The sequence below is a fragment of the Micromonospora sp. NPDC053740 genome (assembly GCF_040677775.1).
In the GTDB taxonomy this organism is placed as follows: domain Bacteria; phylum Actinomycetota; class Actinomycetes; order Mycobacteriales; family Micromonosporaceae; genus Micromonospora; species Micromonospora alfalfae.
The window spans coordinates 663,066-688,720 of record NZ_JBFASO010000002.1 but is presented as its reverse complement, the minus strand read 5'-3'; the positions used below and the strand labels follow the sequence as shown (position 1 = coordinate 688,720).

Annotated in this window: 28 protein-coding genes, 1 tRNA gene and 1 pseudogene; 20 read left to right on the top strand and 10 right to left on the bottom strand. The window is 71.0% G+C overall.

What is annotated here, in order from left to right:
* Nucleotides 1-4 precede the first annotated feature (4 nt).
* Nucleotides 5-295 carry a hypothetical protein gene (locus AB0K35_RS07845; protein ID WP_363884306.1) on the bottom strand — a complete coding sequence of 97 codons (291 nt, stop codon included), beginning with the start codon at nt 293-295 and terminating at the stop codon, nt 5-7.
* A gap of 696 nt (nt 296-991) precedes the next feature.
* On the opposite strand from AB0K35_RS07845, the gene AB0K35_RS07840 reads away from it, so the two are divergent.
* The 3 genes and pseudogenes from AB0K35_RS07840 (at nt 992) to AB0K35_RS07830 (ending at nt 2,672) form a co-directional block, all read left to right on the top strand.
* A complete protein-coding gene (locus AB0K35_RS07840) occupies nt 992-1,804 on the top strand; it encodes a helix-turn-helix transcriptional regulator (protein ID WP_238667153.1) in 813 nt (270 codons plus the stop codon).
* Nucleotides 1,795-1,977, top strand: coding sequence for a DUF397 domain-containing protein (locus AB0K35_RS07835; RefSeq protein ID WP_238667152.1), 183 nt, complete (start codon nt 1,795-1,797; stop codon nt 1,975-1,977). Before AB0K35_RS07840 ends, AB0K35_RS07835 begins: the two co-directional genes overlap by 10 nt.
* Nucleotides 1,978-2,073: 96 nt before the next feature.
* Nucleotides 2,074-2,672 (top strand): annotated as a pseudogene (locus AB0K35_RS07830) (GNAT family N-acetyltransferase).
* Here the strand turns inward: AB0K35_RS07830 and AB0K35_RS07825 are convergent.
* Nucleotides 2,639-3,184 carry a CGNR zinc finger domain-containing protein gene (locus AB0K35_RS07825; RefSeq protein ID WP_238667150.1) on the bottom strand — a complete coding sequence of 182 codons (546 nt, stop codon included), beginning with the start codon at nt 3,182-3,184 and terminating at the stop codon, nt 2,639-2,641. The pseudogene AB0K35_RS07830 and the gene AB0K35_RS07825 sit on opposite strands and share 34 nt — an antisense overlap.
* 86 nt (nt 3,185-3,270) lie before the next feature.
* On the opposite strand from AB0K35_RS07825, the gene AB0K35_RS07820 reads away from it, so the two are divergent.
* From AB0K35_RS07820 to AB0K35_RS07810, 3 genes are all read left to right on the top strand, one after another.
* Nucleotides 3,271-4,227, top strand: coding sequence for a DMT family transporter (locus AB0K35_RS07820; RefSeq protein WP_363884303.1), 957 nt, complete (start codon nt 3,271-3,273; stop codon nt 4,225-4,227).
* A gap of 81 nt (nt 4,228-4,308) precedes the next feature.
* Nucleotides 4,309-5,004 (top strand): HAD family hydrolase, encoded by a 696-nt coding sequence (locus AB0K35_RS07815; RefSeq protein WP_363884510.1) that lies wholly within the window; start codon nt 4,309-4,311, stop codon nt 5,002-5,004.
* Nucleotides 5,005-5,196: 192 nt separating this feature from the next.
* Nucleotides 5,197-6,891 carry a S8 family serine peptidase gene (locus tag AB0K35_RS07810; RefSeq protein WP_238667148.1) on the top strand — a complete coding sequence of 565 codons (1,695 nt, stop codon included), beginning with the start codon at nt 5,197-5,199 and terminating at the stop codon, nt 6,889-6,891.
* Between the two features lie 277 nt (nt 6,892-7,168).
* On the opposite strand, the gene AB0K35_RS07805 is transcribed toward AB0K35_RS07810, so the two are convergent.
* Entirely contained in the window at nt 7,169-7,774 is a 606-nt protein-coding gene (locus tag AB0K35_RS07805) for a DUF559 domain-containing protein (protein ID WP_363884301.1), read from the bottom strand.
* Nucleotides 7,775-8,215: 441 nt separating this feature from the next.
* Between AB0K35_RS07805 and AB0K35_RS07800 the strand changes: the two genes are divergently transcribed.
* The gene (locus AB0K35_RS07800) at nt 8,216-8,356 is read left to right on the top strand and encodes a hypothetical protein (RefSeq protein ID WP_363884299.1); all 141 of its coding nucleotides are present in this window, start codon (nt 8,216-8,218) and stop codon (nt 8,354-8,356) included.
* A gap of 102 nt (nt 8,357-8,458) precedes the next feature.
* A complete protein-coding gene (locus AB0K35_RS07795) occupies nt 8,459-8,848 on the top strand; it encodes a hypothetical protein (protein WP_363884297.1) in 390 nt (129 codons plus the stop codon).
* Here AB0K35_RS07795 and AB0K35_RS07790 read toward each other — a convergent pair.
* Nucleotides 8,841-9,449, bottom strand: a complete 609-nt coding sequence (locus AB0K35_RS07790) for a helix-turn-helix domain-containing protein (RefSeq protein WP_363884508.1) — start codon at nt 9,447-9,449, stop codon at nt 8,841-8,843. The two genes, AB0K35_RS07795 and AB0K35_RS07790, sit on opposite strands and share 8 nt — an antisense overlap.
* A 306-nt stretch (nt 9,450-9,755) precedes the next feature.
* Here AB0K35_RS07790 and cysS point away from each other — a divergent pair, with 306 nt between their 5' ends.
* Nucleotides 9,756-11,171: a cysteine--tRNA ligase gene (gene cysS, locus AB0K35_RS07785; RefSeq protein WP_238667145.1), complete on the top strand. Its 1,416-nt coding sequence runs from the start codon at nt 9,756-9,758 to the stop codon at nt 11,169-11,171.
* Entirely contained in the window at nt 11,171-12,304 is a 1,134-nt protein-coding gene (gene rlmB / locus AB0K35_RS07780; protein WP_363884295.1) for a 23S rRNA (guanosine(2251)-2'-O)-methyltransferase RlmB, read from the top strand. Before cysS ends, rlmB begins: the two co-directional genes overlap by 1 nt.
* 143 nt (nt 12,305-12,447) lie before the next feature.
* On the opposite strand, the gene ugpC is transcribed toward rlmB, so the two are convergent.
* Complete coding sequence (gene ugpC / locus AB0K35_RS07775) at nt 12,448-13,539, bottom strand: sn-glycerol-3-phosphate ABC transporter ATP-binding protein UgpC (protein WP_091403085.1); 1,092 nt, start codon at nt 13,537-13,539, stop codon at nt 12,448-12,450.
* A gap of 342 nt (nt 13,540-13,881) precedes the next feature.
* On the opposite strand from ugpC, the gene AB0K35_RS07770 reads away from it, so the two are divergent.
* From AB0K35_RS07770 to AB0K35_RS07745, 6 genes are all read left to right on the top strand, one after another.
* A tRNA-Thr gene (locus AB0K35_RS07770) sits at nt 13,882-13,958 on the top strand.
* Between the two features lie 131 nt (nt 13,959-14,089).
* On the top strand, nt 14,090-14,869 hold the full coding sequence (locus AB0K35_RS07765; RefSeq protein ID WP_238667064.1) for a hypothetical protein: 780 nt from the start codon (nt 14,090-14,092) through the stop codon (nt 14,867-14,869).
* Between the two features lie 398 nt (nt 14,870-15,267).
* Nucleotides 15,268-15,471 carry a hypothetical protein gene (locus AB0K35_RS07760; RefSeq protein ID WP_363884293.1) on the top strand — a complete coding sequence of 68 codons (204 nt, stop codon included), beginning with the start codon at nt 15,268-15,270 and terminating at the stop codon, nt 15,469-15,471.
* A gap of 114 nt (nt 15,472-15,585) precedes the next feature.
* A complete protein-coding gene (locus AB0K35_RS07755) occupies nt 15,586-15,987 on the top strand; it encodes an AraC family transcriptional regulator (RefSeq protein ID WP_112582884.1) in 402 nt (133 codons plus the stop codon).
* 35 nt (nt 15,988-16,022) lie between these two features.
* Nucleotides 16,023-16,442, top strand: coding sequence for a VOC family protein (locus AB0K35_RS07750; protein WP_088952055.1), 420 nt, complete (start codon nt 16,023-16,025; stop codon nt 16,440-16,442).
* 133 nt (nt 16,443-16,575) lie between these two features.
* Complete coding sequence (locus tag AB0K35_RS07745; protein ID WP_238667061.1) at nt 16,576-17,220, top strand: histidine phosphatase family protein; 645 nt, start codon at nt 16,576-16,578, stop codon at nt 17,218-17,220.
* Here AB0K35_RS07745 and AB0K35_RS07740 read toward each other — a convergent pair.
* Nucleotides 17,208-17,759, bottom strand: a complete 552-nt coding sequence (locus AB0K35_RS07740) for a hypothetical protein (RefSeq protein ID WP_363884290.1) — start codon at nt 17,757-17,759, stop codon at nt 17,208-17,210. The genes AB0K35_RS07745 and AB0K35_RS07740 overlap by 13 nt on opposite strands.
* A gap of 152 nt (nt 17,760-17,911) precedes the next feature.
* Between AB0K35_RS07740 and AB0K35_RS07735 the strand changes: the two genes are divergently transcribed.
* From AB0K35_RS07735 to AB0K35_RS07720, 4 genes are all read left to right on the top strand, one after another.
* Entirely contained in the window at nt 17,912-18,679 is a 768-nt protein-coding gene (locus AB0K35_RS07735) for an enoyl-CoA hydratase/isomerase family protein (RefSeq protein ID WP_238667058.1), read from the top strand.
* Nucleotides 18,680-18,797: 118 nt separating this feature from the next.
* Entirely contained in the window at nt 18,798-19,364 is a 567-nt protein-coding gene (locus AB0K35_RS07730; protein ID WP_238667057.1) for a hypothetical protein, read from the top strand.
* Between the two features lie 32 nt (nt 19,365-19,396).
* The gene (locus tag AB0K35_RS07725) at nt 19,397-19,771 is read left to right on the top strand and encodes a hypothetical protein (RefSeq protein WP_238667056.1); all 375 of its coding nucleotides are present in this window, start codon (nt 19,397-19,399) and stop codon (nt 19,769-19,771) included.
* A 78-nt stretch (nt 19,772-19,849) separates the two neighbouring features.
* A complete protein-coding gene (locus AB0K35_RS07720) occupies nt 19,850-21,487 on the top strand; it encodes a serine/threonine-protein kinase (RefSeq protein ID WP_363884287.1) in 1,638 nt (545 codons plus the stop codon).
* A 70-nt stretch (nt 21,488-21,557) separates the two neighbouring features.
* On the opposite strand, the gene AB0K35_RS07715 is transcribed toward AB0K35_RS07720, so the two are convergent.
* The 4 genes from AB0K35_RS07715 to AB0K35_RS07700 form a co-directional block, all read right to left on the bottom strand.
* Nucleotides 21,558-22,001 carry an HNH endonuclease gene (locus AB0K35_RS07715; RefSeq protein WP_238667054.1) on the bottom strand — a complete coding sequence of 148 codons (444 nt, stop codon included), beginning with the start codon at nt 21,999-22,001 and terminating at the stop codon, nt 21,558-21,560.
* Between the two features lie 278 nt (nt 22,002-22,279).
* Nucleotides 22,280-23,488: a hypothetical protein gene (locus tag AB0K35_RS07710; protein ID WP_363884285.1), complete on the bottom strand. Its 1,209-nt coding sequence runs from the start codon at nt 23,486-23,488 to the stop codon at nt 22,280-22,282.
* Nucleotides 23,489-23,555: 67 nt separating this feature from the next.
* Complete coding sequence (locus AB0K35_RS07705; protein ID WP_363884283.1) at nt 23,556-25,109, bottom strand: FAD-dependent oxidoreductase; 1,554 nt, start codon at nt 25,107-25,109, stop codon at nt 23,556-23,558.
* A gap of 24 nt (nt 25,110-25,133) precedes the next feature.
* Nucleotides 25,134-25,622, bottom strand: coding sequence for an MSMEG_6728 family protein (locus AB0K35_RS07700; RefSeq protein WP_091403045.1), 489 nt, complete (start codon nt 25,620-25,622; stop codon nt 25,134-25,136).
* Nucleotides 25,623-25,655 lie beyond the last annotated feature (33 nt).

Genomic DNA, 25,655 nt, shown 5'->3' with positions numbered 1-25,655 from the left:
CCGCTCAAAGCATCTGTCGCGGTCTCGCCCAGCCGAGGAAGCGGGTGAAGAGCGCCGCGGGCTCGGGGCCGTCGTGCGGGTTGAGGCGGTAGAGGTCGGCGGCGGCCTCGTGCAGAACCGCGCACAGGTAGACGCTCAACCCGATCCGGTCGTCCGCGTACTCCTGACAAAGAGCGAGTCGGGCGACCGAGCACGGCCAGGGTGCGGCGCAGACCCGGCAGAGCCAGAGCGGACGCAGCGGCAGGTGCGGTCGGCTCGGTGTGGTGGCGCGGTCGGGCACTGTGGTCCGGGACATGGTGTTGCGGTCCTTTCGAGCTGACTCGTTTGTGGCATCACTCCGCGCCCCTGCGCCTTGCGCCCCTGCGCCTTGCGCCCCTGCGCCTTGCGCCCCTGCGCCCCTGCGCCCTTGCGCCCCTGCGCCTTGCGCCCCTGCGCCCTTGCGCCCCTGCGCCTTGCGCCCCTGCGCCCTTGCGCCCCTGCGCCTTGCGCCCCTGCGCCCTTGCGCCCCTGCGCCCTTGCGCCCCTGCGCCCTGCGGCCCTGCGGCCCTGCGGCCCTGCGCCCTGCGGCCCTGCGCCCTGCGGCCCTGCGCCCTGCGGCCCTGCGCGCCCTGCGCCCTGCGCGCCCTGCGCCCCGCGCCCTCCGGCGGCGGCGGTCGCCCAAGATCGTGCTCGATCCTGGATGTAGTGGTTTCCGCACGTCAGGACCCCACTACTTCCACGATCGAGCACGATCTTGAGCGGGCGAGCGGTCGAGCGGGCGGGCGGGCGGCTTGGGTGGGGATGGGACCGCCTGACACGGGGGATCAGGCGGTCCCGTGCGGTGCCGCCGGGCCCGGGGGACGGGGAGCGGTGCCGCGCTTCACAGTCTGGTGATCGGACGACTACGGTCGGAAGGGTTCGGCCCAGCTGTCGTAGCTGCCCTGTTCCCGGGTCGCGCCGGCTCTGTTGGTCGGCTGGAGTTGATCGTCGGCGGGTTGGAGGGTGGCTGGGCATGGCCGATGGACAGATGACGGCGGCGGTGTTCCTGATCGCGGAGCTGCGCCGGGCGCGGGCGCGACGCGGCTGGAGTCAGGACGAGTTGGCCAAGGCGGTCAACTACTCGGCGTCGATGGTCAGCGCCGTCGAGCTGGGCCAACAGCCGCCCACCGCCAAGTACCTGGAACTCGTCGACCGCGCCCTGGACACCGGCGGTCTCTTCGGCCGCATGTCCACCGAACTGGTCAGCCTGGACCGGGCGCAGCCCTGGCTACGCGGCTGGCAGGCGATCTTTGCCCAGGCGCGCACGCTCCGGTGGTACGAGCCCCGCTACGTGCCGGGGCTCTTTCAGACGGAGGACTACGCCCGTGCGGTCTTCGAGGCTGGCGGCCTGCTCGCTCCCGAGGAGGTCGACCGGCGACTGGCCGACCGGATGAGCCGCCAGGAGGTGCTGCACAGCGAGCGTTCGCCGCACGTCGTTGCGGTGCTGGATGAGGCGGTGCTGCGACGTCGGGTGGGCGGGCGGAAGGTGATGCGCGACCAGACGCTGCACCTGGTACGCATCGCCACCGAGCACCCTCGGGTCCGGCTGCATGTCGTCCCGCGATCCGCCGAGGAGTATCCGGGGCTCGGCGGGCAGTTCGCGCTCGCTGCCCTGCCCGACGGCACGGAGGTGGCCTACCTGGACTGTCAGGTTCGCGGCCAGGAGTTGGACCAGCCGAAGGATCTGTTGCGGTTGCAGCGGGTCTGGGAGGCTACCTTGGGTGAGGCCCTGCCCCCGCAGGCGTCCATCGAGTTGATGAACGAGGTGGCCGAGTCGTGGAGCTGATCGGCGCTGAGTGGCGCAAGAGCAGCCGCAGCAACCAGGACGCCAACTGCGTCGAGGTGGCTACGAATCTGGGGAGCGTGGTCGGGGTGCGAGACAGCAAGGACTCGGGCGGGCCCGTGCTCGTTGTCGACGCGTACTCCTGGCGGCTCTTCGTGGCCGCGCCCCCGCGCTGACCGACCACCTCGCCCGCGACGGCGGTCTGGGTTTCCGCGCACCTGGCCCCGATAAACGGCTCGACGTGGTCCGGAGCGGGACGGATGATCCGGGCCATGGGTGACGATGGTGCGGGTGTGCCGATGGGGACCGAGCGGTTGCGGTTGCGGCGGCTGACGATGGCCGACGTGGACGCGCTGGTCGAGTTGGACAGCGGCCCCGAGGTGATGCGTTTCCTCACCGGGGGCGTCGCGACCCCGCTGGCCACGGTGCGCGACGAGCAGTTGCCGAGGCTGCTGGCCCAGTACGACAGGCATCCCGGGCTTGGTCGGTGGGCGGCGCATGATCGGCAGTCCGGCGAGTTCCTGGGCTGGTTCGCGTTGGACCCGTCGGCGGACGGCACCGAGGCCGAGTTGGGCTATCGGCTGCGCCGCGCGACGTGGGGCGAGGGCTGGCCACCGAGGGGTCGCGGGCGCTGGTCCGGTACGCCTTCGACACCGTCGGGGTGCGTCGGGTCTGGGCCGAGACGATGACTGTCAACGAACGCTCCCGGCGGGTGATGGTGAAGGCCGGGCTGCACTACGTGCGGACCTTCCACCTGCAGTGGGACGACCCGATTCCGGGCACCGAGCAGGGCGAGGTGGAGTACGAGGTGCGGGCCGAGGAGTGGGCGACCGTCGGTCAGGAGCGACCGGCGGCCCGGCGGGCGCGGTAGGCGGTCACCGCGGCGCGATTGCCGCAACCGGCCTCGCAGAACCGGCGGGACCGGTTGCGGGACAGGTCGACGACGACGTTGTCGCAGTCCGGGTATTCGCAGATCCGCAGCCGGCTCAGCTCGCCGGTACGGACCAGGTCGGCCATCGCCATGGCGGCCTCGACCGCGATCCGGGTGGCCAGCGGCGCGTCGCGGGGGACGGCGTGCAGGTGGTACGGCTCGTCGTCGTGCTCGATGAGCTGGGGCAGCGCCTTGTGTTCCAGCAGCAGACCGTTGACCACCGCGACGATCTCGGGTGGTTCGGCGTACCAGATGCGGCGCAGTTGGGGCCGTAGCTCCCGTACGGCGTGCAGCTCGGCCTCGGTGTGCTCGTGCCGGCCGCTGTAGGAGTGGCGGACGAAGAACGTGTCCAGCGCAGCGATGTCGGGCAGCAACTCGCCGTCCCGACCTGCGGTGTTCACCAGCGCCGCGGCGGCGATCAGCGAACACTCGGTGTCATGAGCGAATAGCAACTTGACTCCTGTCATTGCCCCCGCCTAGCGTCATCAGTACAAGGATAGTTTGCTCATGACACGGTGCCCATTGCGAGGAGCGCGAGATGCACTCACGACCTGCTGCCGGCGTCGGACTGGCGCTGCTCTCCGCAGTCACCTTCGCCACCTCCGGCACCTTCGCACGGTCGCTCATCGAGGCCGGCTGGTCTGCCGAGTCCGCGGTGATCGCCCGCGTCGGCATTGCCGCCCTGGTGCTGGCGATCCCCGCCCTGCTGTCGCTGCGGGGCAAATGGGACGTGCTGCGAAGCAACGCCGCGGCCATCGGGGTGTTCGGGCTCCTCGGGGTGGCGGTGGCCCAGGTGTGCTACTTCAACGCCGTGCGCTACCTGCCGGTCGGTGTCGCGCTGCTGCTGGAATACCTGGGCATCATCCTCGTCGTGGTCTGGATGTGGCTGCGGCACGGGCAGCCGCCCCGCCGGCTCACCATCGCCGGGGCAGTGGCCGCGCTGGCCGGGCTGGCGTTCGTGCTCGACCTCGCCGGCACCGCCGACTTCCACCCGGTGGGCGTGCTCTGGGGGCTGGGCGCGGCGTTCGGCCTGGCCGGATATTTCGTGCTCGCCGGCCGGGTCGACCCCCGGCTGCCCTCTGTCGCCTTGGCCAGCGGTGGAATGGCCGTCGGTGCCGCCGTGCTGCTCCTCATCGGGCTGACCGGCCTGCTGCCGCTACACGCCACCTTCGGTGAGGTCACCTTCGCCGGGCAGCCCACCAGCTGGTTGGTGCCCATCGCCGGGTTGTCGCTGGTGGCAGCCGTCATCGCGTACCTCACCGGCATCGCCGGCACCCGGATCCTCGGGCCCCGACTGTCGTCGTTCGTCGGGCTGACCGAGGTGCTCTTCGCGGTGCTGGTCGCCTGGCTGTTCCTGAACGAGCTGCCCACCGGCTGGCAGTTGTTCGGCGGTGCGCTGATCGTCGCCGGCGTCGCCCTGGTACGCCTCGACGAGCTGCGCGGATCGCCCGCGCCGGCCACGCCCGAGCCCGAGCTGGCGCTTGACGGTCGGTGAGAGTCGGCGGTCGGTGTGCTCCTGATGGCCGGCCCTTGCCGGCAGGCGGCGAATTCCGCTGGCGGTGAGAGGGTGGGTGTCGTGCTGACCACTGTGGTGTTCGACGCTGACGAAACGCTGTTGGACCTGCGTCCAGCGGTCACGGGTGGGCTGGTGGCGGTCCTCGACGAGATGCGGCGACACGCACCCGCGGCGGCCGGCGTGACGCTCGCCGAACTGGAATCGGACTGGGGCGCCGTCTTCGGCGAACTGAGCGCCGCCCCGGTGGCGGAGATCCGGCGCGCCGCACTGGCCCGGTCGCTGGCCCGCGCCGCGCTGGTCCACCACCTGGACGAGATCACGGACCTCTTCTTCGCCCAGCGCTTCGCACTCACCCGACCGTTTCCTGACGTACCACCGGCGCTGGCCACGCTGCGCGGCCGGTACACGCTGGGCTTCGCCACCAACGGCAACAGCCGCGCCGAACGGTGCGGACTCGCCGGCGAGTTCACCTTCGAGCTGTACGCGCACGAGAACGGCCTGCCCAAGAAGCCGGCCCCGGAGTTCTACGCCGCTGTGGTCGCGGCGGCAGGGGTGCCAGCCGGGCACATCGTGTACGTCGGCGACTCGTGGGAGCACGACGTGGTGGCACCCCGGCGGGCCGGCCTGCGATCGGTGTGGCTGAACCGGCTCGGCCTGCCTCGCCCGCCCGGCTGCCCACCCGACGCCGAAGTCGCCAGCATGGCCGAGCTGCCGGCCGCGCTGGCGAATCTGGGTGCCGTCGCGGTAGGTGAGTAGATCGAGGCGGCCGGCGCGTGTTTCTGTGCGGCGTGTGTCTGCGCGGCGTGAATCTGTGTGGCGTGTGTCTGCGCGGTCGGGGGTGCGGCTCGAACTGGCGAGATTCACTGCCATAACGGGCGCTCAACTGGCGTAATCCGGATCGTTGTTGTGTGATGGCTGCCACGTCCCTCAACGAGAGGATCCGATGTGGTGAGCAAGCGCTTCACCGCCCGTACGGTCGCGACCGCGGCTGTGCTGGCACTTACGGCTACGGGGTTGGGTGTGCCGGCCAACGCCGCGCCGAGCAACTCCCGGACCTTCACCGTCGTCGCCGAGGATGGCGTCGCCATCGACACGGCCGTCGCCGCGATCCGGGCAGCTGGTGGCACTGTGGTGTCCCGGTCCGATGAGGTCGGCATGTTCCAGGTCAGCAGCGACCGGGCCGACTTCGCGGCCAGGGCGACCGCCGCGCCGACGCTGATCGGCGCCGCCGAGCAGAAGGCCATCGGCCGCAAGCCGAAGTTGGACCGGGTCGAGCAGGAGCACCTGCTGGCCGCTGCCGGTGCTCGTGCCGGTGCTGCCGGCGCCGCCAAGAAGGGCGCCAAGCTCGATCCGCTCGATGACAAGCTCTGGGGCCTGGAGATGATCCGGGCCGACAAGGCTCGCAAGATCGAGCCGGGCGACCGTCGGGTGACCGTCGGCGTGCTGGACACCGGCGTCGACGCCAGCAACCCGGACATCGCGCCGAACTTCAACTGGTCGCTGTCGCGCAACTTCGCGCCCGACCTGACCGATGTGGACGGCCCCTGCGAGGTGCCGAGCTGCCTCGACCCGGTCGGCACCGACGACGGCGGGCACGGCACCCACGTGGCCGGCACCATCGGCGCCGCGGCCAACGGCTTCGGACTCTCCGGCGTCGCCCCGAACGTCTCGCTGGTCGAGCTCAAGGGTGGCCAGGACTCCGGCTACTTCTTCCTCGACCCGGTCGTCAACGCCCTGGTCTACGCCGGCCGGTCCGGGATCGACGTGGTCAACATGTCGTTCTATGTCGACCCGTGGCTCTACAACTGCACCGCCAACCCGGCCGATTCCCCCGAGGACCAGGCCGAGCAGCGGGCCATCATCAAGGCGATGAAGCGGGCGCTGGTCTTCGCGCACAACAAGGGCGTGACCCTCGTCGGCGCGCTCGGCAACAACAACGAGGACCTGGGTGCACCGCGCACCGACGTCACGAGCCCCGACTACGGCGCCGACCCGTACCCCCGGCCGATCGACAACGAGAGCTGCTGGGACCTCCCCACCGAGGGCCCGCACGTGATCGGCGTGTCGTCGGTTGGCCCGTCCGGCAAGAAGTCGGACTTCTCCAACTACGGCACTGAGCAGATCTCGGTCGCCGCGCCGGGAGGCTGGTTCCGGGACGGCTTCGGCACCGACACCTTCCGTACCGACGCCAACATGATCCTGTCCTCGTACCCGAAGCACGTCCTTCAGGAGGAAGGATCGGTCGACGCCGACGGCAACATCGTCCCCGGCTTCGAGAATTCGGTCTTCAAGCAGTGCAAGGCCAACGGTGAGTGCGGCTACTACACGTACCTCCAGGGCACCTCGATGGCGTCCCCGCACGCCGCTGGTGTCGCCGCGCTGATCGTCAGCCGGCACGGCAAGGCGCAGGGTCGGACCGGCTTCGGGATGTCCCCGGACCAGGTCGAGCAGCACCTCTACCGCACGGCCGCCGAGCACGCGTGCCCGGAGCCGCGCCTCCAGCAGTACCGCAACGAGGGCCGGGACGAGACCTACGACGCGTACTGCGCCGGTGGTGTCAACTTCAACGGCTTCTACGGCTACGGGATCGTCGACGCCTACGCGGCGGTGAAGACCCCGCTCAAGCCGAACGCCCGCCCGTAGCGCACATCGCACTGCGGTGGCCCAACCGCCACCGCGACTCGGGGCCCGGTCGACAAGCTTGTCGACCGGGCCCTGCGGCCGTCCAGGGCTGGCATCCGTCGTCTTGGGCTGGCGCCCGTGGTCCCTGCCTTCGCCGTCCGAGCAGGGTGCTCGCCGTCCCGGTCGCTCTTGCGGGGCACGGTGGCTGAACTCGGTCATGATCGACTCGGGTTTCTTGAAGGCGCGGTGTTGGTGCATGAGGGACGGCGCGGCTTTCAGGAACCCGGGATGATCTTGGTCATGTTGACGATCCTCGCCGCCACCCTCGGCTGACCAGCGCGTTGCGCACCTCTCGGAGCACCGCCGGGAACTCGCCGTGCAGCCGACGGCTGGTCACATGCAGGACCAGCCAACCCGCGCCGACCAGCTGATTCAACCGACGGCGGTCGCGGTGCAGCTGTTCTGCGTCGGCGTGCCACTTCCCGTCGTACTCGACCGCCACCCGATATTGCGGCCAGGCCAGATCAGGGTGCAGGACAACGCCGACGGGCAGGCGTACCGGATGTTGAACGGCTGGGCGTGGCAGCCCACCCAGCACCAACCGCACGCGGAGGTGCGACTCCGGCGGAGACTCGGCTTTGCCGTCGGCCAGGCCGAAGACCCAGCGCGCCCGTCGTCCACCGGGCCGGTCGGCATTGCGGGCAGCAATGACGGCCAGGGTGTCGCGCTCGGCCAGGCCCTGCCCGAGCAACGAGTCGACGATGGCGACCGCCCGGACGGGGTCGAGCCAGACAGCCGTTTCCCAGGCGGCCCGCCCGGGGTCGGACCGGGGGATCGGGAGATCCCGCGCGCTCGACCTGCGCGGGCCGGCCGCCGCCCACCCATCGCCCGCGTGGGCCGTCACGATCCCCCCTGCTCTGACAGACACCGCGGCCTGGCGGGACAGCAGCGGCGCTGGCCGTGGCGACATTCGGCCGGCAGGTGGGCGCACTGCTCCCGTAGGTCGCGCCGCATCACGTGGACGGCCAGCGCTCGACGCGCGCCCCGTATCTGGCACTCGCCCCCCGCTTGGCGGCCGTCCTGGGTCGGGCTGTGGTCCGGGGTCTGGTGGTCGTGCTGGGTCGGGCTGTGGTCCGGGGTCTGGTGGTCGTGCTGGGTCGGGCTGTGGTCCGGGGTCTGGTGGTCGTGCTGGGTCGGGCTGTGGTCCGGGATCGGGTGGTCGGCCAACGGTCGCCGGACCACCCGCCATCGGCATTCGTCCGGCGGTTGGTGGTCGTTGTGCGGTTGGTGGGGTCGCGGCTCGCTCCGGGGCCCCGCTCACCGCGAGCGGGGTGATGGTGTTGACGTGCACGCTGAGGCCGCGCTGCGGGCCGACCCGCAACGGTCGGGGTACGAGGACGTGCACGTCGTCGGTGAAGCTCGCGGCGTGTTGAACGCCGTGCAGGTAGGCAGCCGACGGGCCGCCGACCACCACTCCGGGCGGTAGCCGCAGGAGGGCGGCGCGACACGCGAGGGCGTGATCACGGTCCAACCGCGAGTCGGCGTAGATGTCGTGGCGCAACCGCACCCAGGCAGAGTTGCGCAGCTGATGTTCGGTGAGCAGGCCGTCCCGGACAGCGTCGGAGCCGCGGAAGACCTGCCAGGCCAGGGCATCGGGGCGATGCGGACGTGGGGGCATGCAGAGAAGCCTGCCGAGCACCGACTGGCCACCGAAACCCCTGTGGACAACCCCGCCCGCGGTTGCCGCTGGACCTGTGGACAACCACGAATCCGCCCGCCGGTCGTGCTATGGCAGCGGTCAGAACGGCCGACCAATCGGGCATTGTGGCCGCCGATGGGCGGTGATCCACTCGCGTTCCTGAAAGTCGGGCGGTTGCTGGCCTTGGGATACCGCGACTTTCGTGAACCCGAGTTGATCAAGCCGCGCGGGGTGGGGCGCGCGGCGGTGGGGTGGGGTGGGGCGGTCGGGGTCAGCTGAGGGCGGTGGCGATGGTTCGGGCGGCGGCCAGCACCTGCGGGCCGATGGTGTCGACGTCCAGCGGGGCGAGCGCTACCACGCCGACGCTGGCCTCCAGGCCGGGTACGCCGAGCACCGGTGCGGCCACCCCGTACGCCCCGGCCTGCAACTCTCCGCTGCTACTCACCGGCTCGGGCACGCCGGCGCGACCTGCCAGGATCGCCCGGCCGGCCGCCCCCCGGTCCAGTGGATGCCGTGCTCCGGCCCGGTACGCGACGTGGAACGACGTCCAGCTCGGCTCGACCACTGCCAGTGCGACGCCCTCGCCACCTTCGACGACGGTCAGGTGCGCGGTCGCGCCGGCCTGCTCGGCGAGGCGGCGTAGCGCGGGCAGCGCGCCCTCGGCGAGCAGCGGCTGGGCGCGTCGGGCCAGGTGCAGCAACCCGGCACCGAGGCGAAGTCGACCGTCTCCGTCGCGACGCAGCATGCCGTGCCCGGTCAGCGCACTGACCAGCCGGTAGACGGCGGCCCGGCCGATGCCGAGCTGATTCGCTGCCTCGGTCACTGTCAGACCGCCGGAGGCGTCGGCGACCAGGTGCAGCAGCCGCAACCCCCGGTCCAGCGTCTGCGACGTCTCCCCGCCGCGCCCCGCAACCGCGTCGGCCCGCCGCGCGCCAGCCTCGGTCTGCCCGAGGGTCGCGTCGGCCGAGCCGGAGCCCCGCCCGAGGGTTGCGTCGGCCGAGCCGGAGCCCTGGCCGAAGGTTGCGTCGGTCGGCCCGGAAGCCCGCCTGCGTGCCGGGTCGGCGGGGGCGGTGGGGTTGGCTGGCGGGTCACCGGAGCCACTGGAGCGTGCAGTCGCATCCACGCCTGGCAGCGTACGACCCGGCACCGGCGGACCCGGACAGGCACGGACAGCTACCCTTGTACGGTGACGCTACGCCTGTATGACACCGCCACCCGATCGGTGCGGGACTTCGTCCCGCGGGAAGCCGGCAAGGTGGGGGTCTACCTGTGTGGTCTCACGCTTCAGGCCCCGCCGCACATCGGTCATCTTCGCTCCGGCGTCAACTATGACGTCCTGCGCCGTTGGCTGTTGGCCGCCGGCTACGAGGTCACCTTCATTCGCAATCTGACCGACATCGACGACAAGATCCTGGTCAAGGCGGGCGAGCAGGGTCGTCCGTTCTGGTCGATCGCGTACGCCAACGAGTTGCTGCTCGCCGAGTCGTACCGGTCGTTGAACGTGTTGGCGCCCACCTACGAGCCGCGCGCCACGGGGCACATCCCGGAGATGCATGAGCTGATCACGAAGTTGATCGCGGACGGGCACGCCTATCCGGCGAGTGACGGCTCCGGCGACGTCTACTTCGACGTGGCGTCCTGGCCGGCGTACGGGTCGTTGTCGAACCAGTCGCCGGACGCGATGCAGTCCGCCGGGGACGCGCCGGACCGGGGCAAGCGGGATCCGCGTGACTTCGCGCTGTGGAAGGGTGCCAAACCGGACGAGCCGGCGGACGCCTACTGGCCTTCGCCGTGGGGTCTGGGCCGTCCGGGCTGGCACATCGAGTGCTCGGCGATGTGCTGGCGCTATCTCGGCCCGGAGTTCGACATCCACGGCGGTGGCCTGGATCTGACGTTCCCGCACCACGAGAACGAGATCGCCCAGTCCCAGGCGGCCGGGTTGCCGTTCGCCCGCTACTGGGTGCATCACGGCCTGCTGAGCATCGGCGGGGCGAAGATGGGCAAGTCCGCCGGCAACGCGCTGGGCCTGGCGTACGTGGAATCGCTCGGGGTGCGGCCGGTGGAGCTGCGTTACTACTACGCCGCCGCGCACTACCGCTCGGTGATCGACTACTCGGAGGATTCGCTGCGCGACGCGGCCACCGCGTACCGGCGGATCGAGGGTTTCGTGCAGCGGGCCGCCGAGCGGGTCGGTGCCGGGCAGTTCGGTGAGCTGCCGGCCGGCTTCGTCGCCGCGATGGACGACGACCTCAACACGTCCGCCGCGCTGGCCGTGCTGCAACAGCACATTCGGGACGGCAACACCGCCCTGAGCGTCGGCGACGATGTGACCGTCCGCACCACGCTGGCCGTGGTGCGGGCAATGCTGGATATTCTCGGGGTCGACCCCCTCGACCCGGCCTGGACCGGTGGCGGCCGATCGGACGACCTTCGCGCCGTGGTGGACTCCCTGATCGCGCTGGCCCTGGAGCAGCGTGCGCAGGCGCGGGGCCGCAAGGACTGGGCCGCCGCGGATGCCGTGCGTGACCAGCTCAAGCTGGCCGGCGTGGTGGTCGAGGACACCCCCCAGGGCCCCCGTTGGACTATTGGAGAGCAGGACTGATGGCCGGCAACTCGCAGCGCCGTGGCCGGCGACTGACGTCGAAGGCAGGCGCCCCCAAGGGCACCGGCGGCAAGAACAAGGATTCGTTGGCCGGGCGGGGTCGCACCCTGCCCGCTGACGAGCGGCCGTGGCACAAGGGCTACTCGGGCACCGAGAAGCTGCCCCAGCGCACCGCCTGGAAGCAGGACAAGGAGCGTCGCGCGGCGGTTGAGGAGGGGCGCGCCCCCAAGATCGGCCAGCCGGGCAGCAAGGACACCACCTGGGGTCGGGGTGGCGGTCGGGGCGTACCGGTCGGTCGGGGTGCCGCCACCGGCGGGCGGGGCGGCAAGCCCACCAGCCGGTCCGGCCCTCGGGTCACGCCGGGGCGCAAGTCCAACCCGTCCAAGGACACCCCGGAGCTGTTGGTCGGGCGTAACCCGGTGCTGGAGGCGCTGCGCGCCAACGTGCCGGCGACGGCGCTCTACACGGCCCAGGGCATCGACATGGACGACCGGATCAACGAGATCATCCGGACCGCCGCCGACCGGGGCATCGCCAACCTGGAGATCAGCCGCGCCGAGTTGGACCGGATGACCGGCGGGGTGCTGCACCAGGGCGTCGGCTTGCAGGTGCCGCCCTTCGCGTACCAGCCGTTCGAGGACATGGTGGCCGCTGCCCTGGAGCAGCAGGCCCCGCTGCTGGTCGCGCTGGACGGTGTCACCGACCCGCGCAACCTGGGTGCCGTGATCCGGTCGGCTGCCGCGTTCGGCGCGCAGGGTGTCTTCGTACCCGAGCGTCGTGCCGCCGGGATCACCGCGACCGCCTGGCGGACCAGTGCCGGCGCGGCCGCGCGGGTGCCGGTTGCGCAGGTGACCAACCTGACCCGGTCGTTGAAGGCGTGCCGCGACGCCGGCTTCATGGTCGTCGGCCTGGATGCCGACGGCGACACCGACCTCTACAACCTGGAGGCCGCTGTCGGTCCGCTGGTGGTGGTGGTCGGTTCCGAGGGGCGCGGTCTTTCCCGCCTGGTCGGGGAGACCTGCGACCTGACCGTCAGCATCCCGATGATCTCCGAGGTCGAGTCGCTCAACGCCAGCGTGGCGGCGGCGGTCGCCCTGGCCGAGGTCGCCCGTCGGCGCTCCGTCGAGCTGTAACGCACGTCGAACGAAGGCCCTCTCCCGCCGAGCGCGGGAGGGGGCCTTCGTCGTCCGGCGCCCAGGCACTGTGAAGAGCCCTTTCGAGTACGACGAAGGGGCGGCCCGCCGAAGCGGACCGCCCCTGTCGGTACGGCGTTACGTCAGATCCGGCCACCGGTGGCGGCGTGGAAGACGTGGCTGCGACCGGCAACCGGCTTGACGAACACGGTGTCACCCATGTTCGGCATGTTGCGCCGGTCGGTGCGGACGACGAAGCGCTCCGAGTTGCCACCCAGCGCGGCGTGGCCGTAGACGTTGGCGTCCGAGCCGAGGTCCTCGACCAGCTCGACCACGACCGGCATGCCGCCCTCGGTCGGGCTGACCAGCTCGCAGTCCTCCGGGCGGAAGCCCACGGTGACCTTGCCGTCGCCACCCTCGGCGCGGGCCGCCTCGACCTGCTCGCGGGTCAGCGGGATCTGCAGCTCGGCGAACTCGGCGCCCCGCTCGTTCAGCGGAACGGTCTTGATGTTCATGGCGGGCGAGCCCATGAAGCCGGCGACGAACACGTTGGCCGGGGTGTCGTAGAGCGCCCGCGGGGTGTCCACCTGCTGCAGGACGCCGTCGAGCAGCACCGCGACCCGGTGACCCATGGTCATGGCCTCGACCTGGTCGTGCGTGACGTAGACAGTGGTGACGCCCAGCTTGGCCTGGAGCGACGCGATCTGGGTACGGGTCTGCACGCGCAGCTTGGCGTCGAGGTTCGACAGCGGCTCGTCCATGAGGAAGACCTGCGGCTCGCGGACGATCGCCCGGCCCATCGCGACACGCTGACGCTGACCACCGGAGAGCGCCTTCGGCTTACGGCTGAGGTACTCCTCCAGCTGGAGCAGCCCGGCCGCTTCCTTGACCCGCCGGTCGATCTCCGACTTGGAGGTCTTGCGCAGCTTGAGGGCGAACGCCATGTTCTCGTACACCGTCATGTGCGGGTAGAGGGCGTAGTTCTGGAAGACCATCGCGATGTCGCGGGCCTTCGGAGGAAGGTGGGTGACGTCACGCTGGTCGATGTAGATCGAACCGGCGTCCACGTCCTCCAGGCCGGCGAGCATCCGCAGGCTGGTGGACTTACCGCAACCGGAGGGGCCGACCAGGACGAGGAACTCCCCGTCGCCGATCTCGAGGTCCAGCTCGTTGACGGCGGGACGCTCTTGGCCCGGGTAGACCCGGGACGCCTTGGAATAGGTGACCGTAGCCATGGTGAAGCGCTTCCTTTCACCGGCAGGAACGTGCCGGACGATCCGAGTGAAGGAGCAACCGGCACGTGTCCGTGCCGGTTCAGCGGACGGCGGCGCGGTCGCGGGGGCGCCCGGGTCGTCGTCCGTGTCAGTGAACCGTAAACGCGTTTACCCGTGCTGCCAAGGTGGGGGGCCGCCCAGCCCACCAGTCGGGCTACGCATTCCGGTCACTCGGGCACGGTCAGACATCAATCGCCGCCGTGTCAAACGAGTCTGCGTCGGGTTCTTGACGATTCCCGTGCTCGGGAGGCCTCGGGATCGGGATTACCGAACGTCAGTCGCTATGCTGACCTCGACGCACGCGCCCCTGTAGCTCAGCTGGCCAGAGCACTCGCCTTGTAAGCGAGATGTCGCCGGTTCGATCCCGGCCGGGGGCTCCAATTACATCAGACCTTTCCGAGCGGCACTGCCGTGTGTCTGCCGGTCCGCCCCGAGGGGCAACCGGACGTCGACCACGTTCGCTATCGTGCCTCCGTCCCGCCATCAGGCGGCGGTCCACGGGGGAATCACAATGAAACACGGCACCACTCTGCTCGTGCTGGGTCTGACCGGCAGTCTGTTCTTTGCTGCCGGCTGCACTCCGACGACTGAGCCCACCCGCACCGACAAACTGGTTCAGGCCACCGCGACTGCCACTGCCGTGCCGTCCCCGACGCCCGACGTCCGCGTTGAGCTGGTCGCGGCATTGCAGCGGTCGCAGGGGGCTGCCCACCGGTACGCGGTGCGCGGCAACCTGCCCGAGGGGCAGAAGGTCAACGGCACGGGTGCCTTCGATCCGAAGAAGCGCCGTTTCCAGACCACGATCTCGGTCACCGGCGGGAAGTACCCGTCGGCGGGGAGCCGGATCGTGATCGGCAACGACAGTTACTCGCGGCCGTCCGACGAGAAGGACTGGGTGCACGTCGATCTGAAGCGAGTGAAGCCCGACGATTTCTTCCTCCGCTTCGACTGGGCCGACCCGACGGGCCTGAAGGCGTTCACAGCGTCGATCGTCTCGGTGGACCGCGTCGACCCGCACACCTACACCGGCCGTTTCGACCCCACCGGCAAGGACACCACGTCGTTCCTCCCCGTGGGCGCACCGAGCATCGTCTCGATCGGCGTACGCCTGTCGCCGTTCACGATCACCACCGACGACCAGGGTTGGGTCACCTCGATCAAGGTGGAGCTGAGCCCCAGCGATGGCCCGAAACTGACGCTGACCACCACCATGAAGGATCACGGGAAGTCCTTGAAGATCAACGCGCCGGCACGCGCTGGTGAGGCCGCCGACTTCTACTACGGCAAGTAACAGCTCAGCCGTACCGGGCAAATGTCACTGTGTCCCACAGCGGTCAGCCAGCGCGGCGCGTCGTTCGCCTCGGGTGTGGGCACCTGGGATCGGCCGGGATCAAGGACAATCGCCACCGGTGCTCCAGACCCTGGTCGTCCAGGTACGGACCGGCTGAGGGCGCTGGTCGAGCATTGGCGGAGGGGCGGCAATGAGATACGTCAGCCTTGAACGAACCAAGGACGGCATCCTTCTGGATCCCTGGGCATACGTCGAGCAGTTGTCATCGCTTGCTGACTCGTTGCCCGATGGAGCTCGCAGGTTCGCTACGGACCCCGACCACTACGACTTCACTGGCCAGCGCTGCGTCAAGAGCCTGAAGCCCGCACGAGGAAGACCTGACCATTCGCTACCCGGGCGTGCGGAGCCTGACGATTGAGCCCGCTGACCGTGAGCTGGACGTGGCCCAACTCCAGGACGTGATGTTGGACGAGGTGCTGCCGCACGAACAGGGGTGCCGGCACGAGATCGCCTGTCTCGCCGGCAGGATGATCGTGACGAGTCAGGACCTCACCGCGACCTGGCAGTACGCCGACTGTTCGGAGCGCGAGGCCAACCAGTAAGTCGACGCCGCCGGTGGTCCGGCGAGGAACGACGAGGAGCCGCTACCCGACCGGACGACGGGGCGCCCGGCGCTAGCCTGGGGGCCGGAGCAGCGCGGAGCGGGACAGGGGCAGATGAGTCGGGCGGTGGAGGAGTCGAACCGGGCGATGCTGCGCGCCCGGGACGCGATGGACCGGGCGTACGCCGAGCCGCTGGACATCCCCGCGTTGGCCCGGATCGCGCACGTCTCGCAGGCGCACTTCATCCGTACCTTCCGGGCCACCTTCGGTGAGACCCCGCACCGCTACCTGCAACGCCGCCGGGTGGAGCGGGCGATGTCGTTGCTGGTGGAGACCGACCGGGACGTGACGGACATCTGCTACGCCGTCGGCTTCGGCAGTCTGGGCACGTTCAGTCGGACGTTCCGGCAGATCGTCGGGGAGTCGCCCTCGGATTTCCGGCGTCAGCGCGTCGCGCCGGCCAACGTGCCGTCGTGCTTCACCAAAGCCTGGACCCGACCCAGCAGTTTTGGATAAGCCGCAGGTCACGGTCTACCTCTAGCGTCATGGGCATGACGATGAACGCGATCAGCCGCTCCCAGATCTACGTCCTCGACCAGGACGCCGCGCTTGACTTCTACGTCAACAAGCTCGGCATGGAGGTCAACACCGACCAGGACCTCGGCTTCATGCGGTGGCTCACTGTGAACCTGCCCGGCGACCCGGAGCGCGAGATCCTGTTGGAGAAGCCGGGCCCGCCCGCGCTGGACCCGGCCACCGCCGAGCAGGTCCGGGAGCTGCTCACCAAGGGTGCCCTCGGCGGGTACCTCTTCATGACCACTGACGACGCCCGCAAGACGCATGAGGATCTTGTGGCCAAGGGCGTCGAGATCACCGACGAGCCGACCGAGCGCCCGTACGGGATCGACTTCGGCATCCGGGACCCGTTCGGCAACCGGATCCGCATCGGCCAGATGTTCCCCCGGGCGTAGGGGGCGGGCGATGAGCCAGGCCGTGGCGTTTCCCGTGGTACGGGCGGTGTCCGGCCGGGTCGACTGAGCCGACTGCCGCAGGCCGGGAGGTGCGGGTCGAACTCGTACCTCCCGGTGTGTTGAGGTGGGGGTCATGGTGACCCGTTTGCTGTACCTGACCCGACACGCCGAGCAGGATCTCTCCGAGCCGAGTGGGCCCGATGCCGGCGAACCGGACACCGGCCTGTCGGAGCGCGGCCGACGGCAGGCCACCCTGCTGGGCGAACGCCTACGGGCCCGGCGGTTCGCCGCCGTCCACCACGGGCCGCTGCGCCGGGCCGCGCAGACCGCCGAGCTGGTCGCCAAGTCGCTGCCCGACGTTCCGGTGTACGAGACGGAGCTGGCCGGTGACCACCTCCCACACGACACGGATCCGGCTGGCCTGCCGCCCGCGTACGCCGAATTTCTGACCCAGTTCTCGGCGGCCGAGCGTGTCGACGGGCCGCGGGTGACGGCGGACGCGGTGCGGCGGTTCGCCGGCCCGGTCGCTGAGGGTCCCGCCGGTGGCGAACCGGTCCGCGAGTTGGTCGTGACGCACAGCTTCCTGATCGCCTGGCTGGTGCGGCACGCCCTCGACGCTCCGGAGTGGCGGTGGCTGGGTTTCAACTCGCACAACGCGGGGCTGACCGTCATCCGGTACAGCGCGGGCGGCCCGCCGAATCTGGTCGCCGTCAACGACGTGGCCCACCTACCGCCGGAGCTGCGGGCCACCGGCCTGCCCCCGGACTATCTGACGTAGGAGCCGGTGGCCCGCAGGAGCAGCTTGACCACCGCCTGGGTGGCCGGCGGCGGGGTCCCGTCGGCCGGGCAGTCGGCGTACCCGGTGTCGTTGCTGGCCACGGTGAGGCGGTAGTGCATCGCGTCCGAGCAGTTGGTCGCTGTGGTCGGCCGCCGTGCCTCGGTGGCGAGCCTGGAGTCGGCGGCCAACCCTGCCAGGATGCCCTGATCGGCAGGGGTTAGCCGGCCGTTGCGGCGGCTGCCGGCCCGGTCCGTCACTGTCCACTGACCGTCCGGCTCGACGACGATGGAGTCCCCGCGCCCAGCGAAGCCGCCGGAGATTCGCAACGCCACTCGGGGGGCCACACCGCTGGCCCCGGCGCTGACAGTGGGGGCGGTGGTCGGCTGCGCGGTGCCGGTGGCCGGGGCGGCCGGGCCGGTAGCTGTGGTGGCCGAGGGCTCGGCAGGGGTGGTGGTGGGGGCTCGGTCGACGCTGGTGCAACCGGTCAGGAGCGCGCCCAGGAGCGCGGCCGTGACGACTGTCGTCGATGCGGGTCTCATCTCCGTCGGACGCGCGAGCCCAACCGGTGGTTCCCCCGTCCGCGCCCGCGCCGGGTCCGACCGGTCGTCTTCGCTATGGTCGCCGCACCGGCGCGCGGCGTCGACGGCCAGATCGGCGGCGTCGCTCCAGGTGGCGCGGGAAAGGAGCGGACGTGTCGGACGCGGAGTTGACGGTCGAGGTGACCGGGCCGGTCGCCACAGTTGTCATCAGCAACCCGGCCCGGCGCAACGCGATGACCGCTGCCATGTGGCGTCAGCTCCCCGAACTGCTCGACCGGCTGGAGCCCGACCCCGACGTACGGGCGTTGGTGCTGACCGGCGCCGGTGACGCCTTCTGCGCGGGTGCCGACCTCGGTGACCTGGCCGAGTTGCTGGACGCCGGTGACGCCAGCATCGCGGTGGCCGCCGAGGAACGGCTCGCGCGGTTCGCCAAGCCGACAATCGCGGCCATCCGGGGTGCCTGCGTCGGCGGTGGGGCTCAACTCGCGGTCGCCTGCGACCTGCGGATCGCTGCCGACGACGCCCGTTTCGGCGTACCGCCGGCCCGCCTCGGGCTGGTCTATCCGGCACCGACGACGCGCCGGCTGGCCCGGCTGGTCGGCCCGTCCGCCGCCAAGCTTCTGCTGTTCACCGCCGAGCTGATAGACGCCGAGCGCGCCCTGCGGATCGGCCTGGTCGACGAGCTGCTGCCGGCCGACCGGCTCGCCGGACGGGTGGACGAACTGACCGCGACGATCGCCCAGCGATCCCCGCTGAGCATCGCCGCCGCGAAGGAGATCATCGACGAGCGCGCCGAGGCCGCGCGGATCGCCTGGTGGCACCGGAAGGTGACGACGACCGGTGAGGCCCGGGAGGGGGTGGCGGCGATCGCCGAACGCCGACAGCCCCGCTTCGCCTGGCGGCCACCGACCGACGACTGAGCGCCTCGGCCTCCGCGGGTGCCATGACAACGCGGGGACCCGGGGGCGAGACAGCTGATCGCGTTTGTCGTACGACCATCGATGGGTATCCCGGGACCAACCAGGGGCGGGGGCCTTCATGGAGATGGTGACTTCACCGCAGAGCCGCAGTCGTCGGCGGCTGGTGCTCGTGGTACTGCTGTCGGTTCTGGCGGCCGCCGTCATCGTCGGCGCGGTCGTGGTTGGCCGCGACACCGAAATCCTCGACGGTGAGCCGCCGGCCTGGGCGAACACTCTCGGCGGCGTCCTGCAACTCGCCGGGCTCGCCCTGACGATCGCCACGATCGTCTGGCTGGTGCGCAGCGGCCGGTTCCGCGCCGACCGGGAGTCGTCGCTGCGGCGGCTGAGCCCGTCGGACAGCCGGAGCCTGCAGCAACAGGTCAGGCGGTGCGCGCCGCAGGACGAGGCGGACTTCGGACTACTCCGGGACACCGCGCGGATGATGATCAACCAAAGTTGGTATTCGCTGATGCTGGTCGGTTTCGTGATCACCAGCTTTGGTCAGGCGCTGCTGAAGTTCACACCGCTGTTCACCGGTCTCTTCGCCGTACTGGCGGCGCTGGGCGTCGGTGCCGTCGCGTTCTCCTTTCGTGATGCCCGTCTGGCCAAGGTCTTCCTCTGCGCCCATCCGGCGCCGGATGGGTAGCTCCCGATCCACGCGGTGCTCAGGAGGCCACTATGGACGCGACAGCGATGAATCCGGACCGGGCCGGACAGAAGCAACGGCGACTCCGTCTGATTCTTGCCTTGAGCTGGTCGCACCGTCGGCGGCTGGCGCGGCAGGTTCGACGCGGCACGCCCGAGGCCGACGAAGACCCGGCCCTCCTCGTGGAGACCGCCCGACAGTTCACCGACCAGCGCTGGTTTGTAGTACTGGTCGCCGGATTGGCGATGACGAGCGTCGGTCAGGCATTCCTGGGGTTCGCGCCGTTCTTCGCGGTGATCGGCGGGTTGCTGCTGCTGATCTGGACAGTGCTGAGCGTGTCGGTCCTGCGAAACGCCCGCCGGGGCGAGGCGTTCCTGCGGGACCACCCGGATCTGGGCGGACGGTAGCCGCACACCGGTCCCACTCATCGCGAGATTTCGATCCCGGGTACCCGATCCTCAGGCCGGTACGGCAGGCTGTCCGTCGTGCAGCGTGATCAGTTGCTTGCGGGCCGCTATCGGCTCCTGGAGCGCCTCGGCAGTGGTGGCATGTCGGCGGTGCATCGGGCGTACGACGAGGTGCTCGAACGGGACGTGGCGGTGAAGGTGCTGGTCACCTCGGACACCAATGCCCCACAGCGGATCCGAGGCGAGGCAAAGGCCGCGGCCCGGCTGTCGCATCCCCACGTCACAAGCGTCTACGACTACGGCGAATCGGCGCTGGACGGTGTCCAGGTTCCGTTCGTGGTGATGGAGTTGCTCGGCGGTCACACCCTCGAACACCGGTTGGTGGCCGGGCCGTTGCCGCCGCGCGCGGGTCTACGGGTGTGCGCGGAGGTGGCCTCTGCCCTCGCCGCCGCGCATGAGCAGGGGTTGGTGCACCGCGACATCAAGCCGAGCAATGTGATGCTCACGCCGACCGGCGCGAAGGTGCTCGACTTCGGCATCGCGGCAGCCGCCGGCGCGCCGGAGATCGACTTCGAGGGGCGGCTGCTGGGCACGCCGGCGTACCTGGCGCCGGAGCGGTTGCAGGCCGGCGAGGTGCTGCCGGCCAGCGACGTGTACGCCCTCGGCCTGCTGCTGTACCGGGTGCTCACCAGCCGGTTGCCGTGGCCTGCCGAGGCGCGGACCGCCATGTTCCGCGCGCACACGCACGTCGAGCCGGACCCGCTGCCCCCGATCGACGGTGTACCGCCCGAGGTGCACCGGCTCTACCGCTGGTGCCTGGCCGGCGACCCGGCCGACCGGCCGTCGGCCGCGGACGCGGCCCGCATATTGCTCGCCGCCGCGAGCGGGGCGGCCCCCGAGGCGGCTGCCGTTGCCGCTGCCCCGGCGGCAAACGTCACCGAGCAGACCGGTGCCGCAACAACTGCCGGGCAGGCCGGCACCGAGCAGGCCGGCACCGAGCAGGCCGGCACCGAGCAGGCCGGCACCGAGCAGGCCGGAGCCGAGCAGGCCGGCACCGAGCAGGCCGGAGCCGAGCAGGCCGGCACCGAGCCGGCCGGGGCCGGGCAGGCCGGGGGCGCGCCGAGCGGCGATTCGGCGGCGCGGGTGAGGCGCGGGCCGTGGCGTCGGGGGCGAGCCATTCTGACTGTCGGCGGAGCGGTGATCGCCGCTGTGGCGCTCGCCGGCTCGCTCGGTGACTTCAGCAATCGTCGACAGGGGCAGAGCGCCGGGCCGACCGGCAGCGGCCCGGGCACCACCACCGTGGGGATGCCCCGCATCGAGGAGCCGGCCGATCCCGGACCAATCGCCGTGCCGCCGACCACTCACACACCGTCCGCTACCCGGATCATCCCTCCGACCGGTCCGCGCGGGACGGTGCTCCCGGGCCCGACGGCGGCGACTTCCGGCCCGATCCCGACCACTGCCGCGCCGACTCCCACGGCTGCCGCCGGTGTCCCCGTCGACGCGCGCGGCGGGACTGTCACCGCTCGCTGCGTGGGAAAGTCGGTCGAGGTGCTCACTGTGGTGCTTGCGCCCGATTTCCGGGTCGAGGCGTACGACCCGGGGCCGGCTAGGCAGATAGTGGTCGAGCTGACCTCCGCGGAGCACCGCAGCGAGATCCGGGTGCAGTGCCCCAGTGGCCAGCTGAAGTCGAGGGTGAAGGAACGCGCTCCCTGATCGGGGGCCGGCGGGTGCCGCGCCCGGGACGTACCCGGGACGCGGCCCCCCGTTCCCGCCGGCCGGTCCGTCACCGCCCGGCCAGCGCCGCCCAGCCCGGGTTCACCGGTTCACGGCGCAGCGGCATGCCCGCCTCCGTGGGCGTCCGGTCCCCCTTGCGCTGGTTGCAGGCGTAGCAGGCGGCGGTGGTGTTCCGCCAGGTGTTCCGGCCGCCGCGCGAGCGGGGCAGGATGTGGTCGATGGTGGAGGCCGGGCCGCCGCAGTACGCGCAGCACCGGTCGTCGCGGCGCAGCACACCGGCGCGCGACCAGGCCGGCCCGGAGTTGAACCTCCAGCGGGTGACCACGAAGCGGACCAGCCGCACCACCCGGGGCATCGGGAAGACCCCGATCACCCGGTCCGGCTCGGCCTCGTGGATCTCGGCCACCCGACGGCAGAGCATGCGGACAGCGTGTTGAACGGTGACCCGGTGCAGCGGGCCGAGGTCGGCGTTGATGACGAGGACGGCGTCCACCGGGATCTCCCTCCGTGCTGGTGACGAACAAGACGACGACGAACAGAGCGACGACGAACAGAGCGACGACGAACAGGGCGACGCCAGGACGGACAGCAGGAAGCCGCCCGGTCCGGCTGTCGGACGGGGCGGCTCAGCGCGTTCGGGTACGCGTCAGTCGGGCCGGCCCGCCCGGGGACCTTCCGCTCGGTGACAGTCACCGGGCAGCGTCGACAGCACGGTGCTGACGTGCCACATCGTCATGAGCTGCTCCTGCGGTGGTGGTTGACAGTGCGCGCTCACGGTAGGTCGACCCGGGACACACGGGCAACGTATTTCGATCGGCTGGTCTCCTCGGGACGCCGCTGGCGGCGGGTGCGGGGAGCTGCCTTCGCCGAGACCTGGGCCGTGGTCAGCGGACGGTTCAGCCGCAGGGCCATCCGCGCGGTGAGTTCGCTGTCCAGCAACGGCCGGTTGACCTCACCGGCTACCGCGAGGGCGGGCCCGGAGACCGACCGCCAGATCGCTGCCAGCCCGGCGCCGAGGCCCACCAGGGCGACGGTTGCCCGGGTGGTCGGTGAGCCGGCGGCAGCGGCGGCACTCACCCCGACGACAGCGAAGAGCACAAGCAGCAGGGGTACGAGCACCGGCCAGAAGATGCCCCGGGCCGCCTGCGCCACCAGTCGCCGGTCCCGGATGATCAGGTTCCTGGCGATCACCGCGTAGTCCTCCTCGTCGAGCAGGTCGCGCGGGTGCAGGCCGCCGGTGAGCACGTCGCGCCAGAGGTCACCCTGACCGCGCAGCGCCCGGCTCAGGGTGGCGGGCGTCGGCTCGGTCGGGTCCCCGTGGCCGGCGCTGTCGACAGCGCTCGCCCAGGCGGCCATCGAGCGGCGCACCACTGCTGCCGAGTACGGCGGCAACACGCTGGCCAGCTCGTCCAGCCATCGGCTGATCTGGACCTGCCGGCCGCCGAACTGTCGCAGCAACTGCGTGACGTCGCCGGCTCGGACGGTGTCGGCCACTGATCGGCCCAGTCGGTAGGCCAGCCCGACCCGGTGGTTGGCGGCCATCGCCCAGCGCAGCACCTCCACGTTGAGGTCGTCGAGGGCGAGCAGCAGCGGCACCGGATCGGCGGGTTCGGGCTGGCCCAGGTCGGGGAGCAGGGCTCGGGCGGCCGACGTGTCGGGTACCGGCCCGGTGTGCCGGGTGAGGTCGGCGATCTGGGCCAGAGCGACGTCCACCCCGTCGAGGTACATCCGCATCCGACGGTGGGCGGACATCTCGGTGAGGTTGGAGAGTTTGGCCGGCGGTACGGCAGGGCGGGCCTCGACGAAGGCGCGGGGCTCCGCGTGTTGTCCGTGGTGGTAGGCGTCCGCCATCCACCAGCCCAGCCGTAGCGCGGTGACGATGCAGGCGCGCTCGTCGTGGATCAGCGGGTACGCGTCGTCGCGGCCGATCTCGTCGAGGGACGAACCGTTCTCCGCGCCGACGCGGTGCAGTGGTGACATCTCCCGCTGCCCTCCCGCCCGGCCGATCGACGGTTGATCATTCGAGCGTACGGCAGCGTACGGTGGCTTATGTTGTGTTTTGTCGATTTGGCCTGGTGCGACCGGCCAGCAGCCCACGCGGTCGGATCGAGCGCACCGGCTCGGCCGCGCCACCCACGGCGCGCAGGATGTGGTTCGCGGCGATGATGCCGGTGGCGGCCGAGCGTTCCATCAACGCGCTCGGGAAGTCCGTGGCGATGCCGTCGCCGGCCAGGTAGATGCCGTTCGCGTCGGTGCGTACCCCCGGTCGCCAGGCGTGGCTGCCCGGCGTGAACGCCGGCGCCTGCGCCTCCACCCGGGCCCGCAGCTCGCGGACCCGCAGGTCGGCGGCCTCCGGCCAGAGCGCGACCAGCTCGCGGCGCATCCGCTCGGCCAGCTCCTCGGCCGGCACGCCGGGCTCGCAGGCGTACGCGTGCAGCTCGACGACCGACCCGCCGGTCTGCTGTGCCCAGCGCCGCGGCTCGTTCTCCAACCGGTGGTAGAGCGTCACCGAATCCAGAGTGGGCTGACGGGACACGCCGCTGAACACCGCCCGCTCGGCGGCCACGTCCCCGTCACACCAGTACCGCGCCACAGCGTACGGCGGGCCGGGGGTGCCGAAGGCCGGCATCCGTGCCGTCAGCTCGGGTGCCTGCTCGGCCAGGTCCGGGGAGGCCGCCACCAGCGCGGCGAGCGCTGGCGGGTCGACGGCGAGCACGATGTGACCCGCCGGATGGCTGCCGCCGTCGGTGGTCGTCACCCGCCAGCCCTCGGCGTCGCTGTGCACTCCGGTGGCGGCGCAGTTGGTGAGGACCCGGCCGCCGTGCTTCTCCACGTGCCGGGTCAGCGGCTCCCAGATCGCCGTGGCGTAGTCCTCGTCGGGGCAGTCGAAGGCCAGCCCTTCCGGGTTGCCGAGCAGATAGAAGTGGAACTGGGCGACCATCTCGGCGGCCGACATCTCCGCCTCGTGGTTGAAGAACGAGTGCGAGAAGACCTCGAACAGCATCGCCCGCGCCCGGTCCGGCAGTCGCAGCGACGCCAGCAACTCGTCGGCTGTGGTGTCGTCCAGGTCGGCGTAGGTGCGCACCGGGTCGTAGCTGAGCAGCGGCAGCGCCGCGTCCCGGTCCATCAGTCGCAGGTCGGCCAGGCGCAGGCTGGGGCTGCGCAGCAGCAGAGCCAGCAGGTTCGCCGGCGGTGCGGGCGGCAACCTGCCGAACTCCTCGGTCGGCCACTGCTCGCTGAGAATCGGATAGCCAGGAATCGGCTTGAGGAAACCCAGATCAGCGTCGATCCGGCGGAGGATGGACCGCCAGTTGTAGTACTGCCGGAAGAACGCGTGGAAACCGTGCTCGTTCTGCTGGTGACCGTCGGCGAGCGCCTCCGGCCAGGCGCCCAGTCGACCACCGAGCGTGGGTGCCGCCTCCAGCACCGTGACCGCCACACCCCGCTCGGCCAACACCACCGCCGCCGACATCCCGGCGATGCCGCCGCCCACCACCAGCGCCGTGGTCGGTCGCGGCACGCGGTCGGCGCCACCGCCGCCCGGGTCCACCTGGTGCTGCCGTACGCCGATCAGTCGACCTACCACTTGCGACAGCGCCATGGACCCAGTCTGCCCCACCTCAGCTCAGTCGGCCGGTAAGCAACGGCGGGGGCGGTCGGAGGCCGGCCAGACGTACTCCAGATCCTCCGGCACGTCGTCGCCGAACAGCGGGCGGTAGTGCGTCGGGTCCTTGCGCAGCAGCGAGGAGCGGTGACTCAGGTGCAGGTCGTCGCGGCCCAGCCACGGTGGCAGCTCACCGGCTCGGGCCAGCTCGTCCTGGGTTCGGATCACTCCGGCCCCGCAGGCGGCGGCGAGGTCGACTGTCATCGTGGTGGCGCAGGTGTCGGCCCGCCCCGGTTCCGTCCAGACCGCGCACATGTCCAGCCCGTAGCGGACGAGGGCCTCCTCGTACCCGGCCCACATCTTCACCGCCGGGTGGTTACGCCAGCCGTACCCGGGTCGGGTGAGTCCACGCAGCACCTGGATGGCCTCCACCCGTTGCTTGCCGAGTCGCTTCTGGTCCAGCGTGCGGGCGCTGGCCAGAAAGCCCGGGTACGGGAGGAACGTCTGCATGTCGCTGCTCTACCCGTCGCCGGGGCGGACATA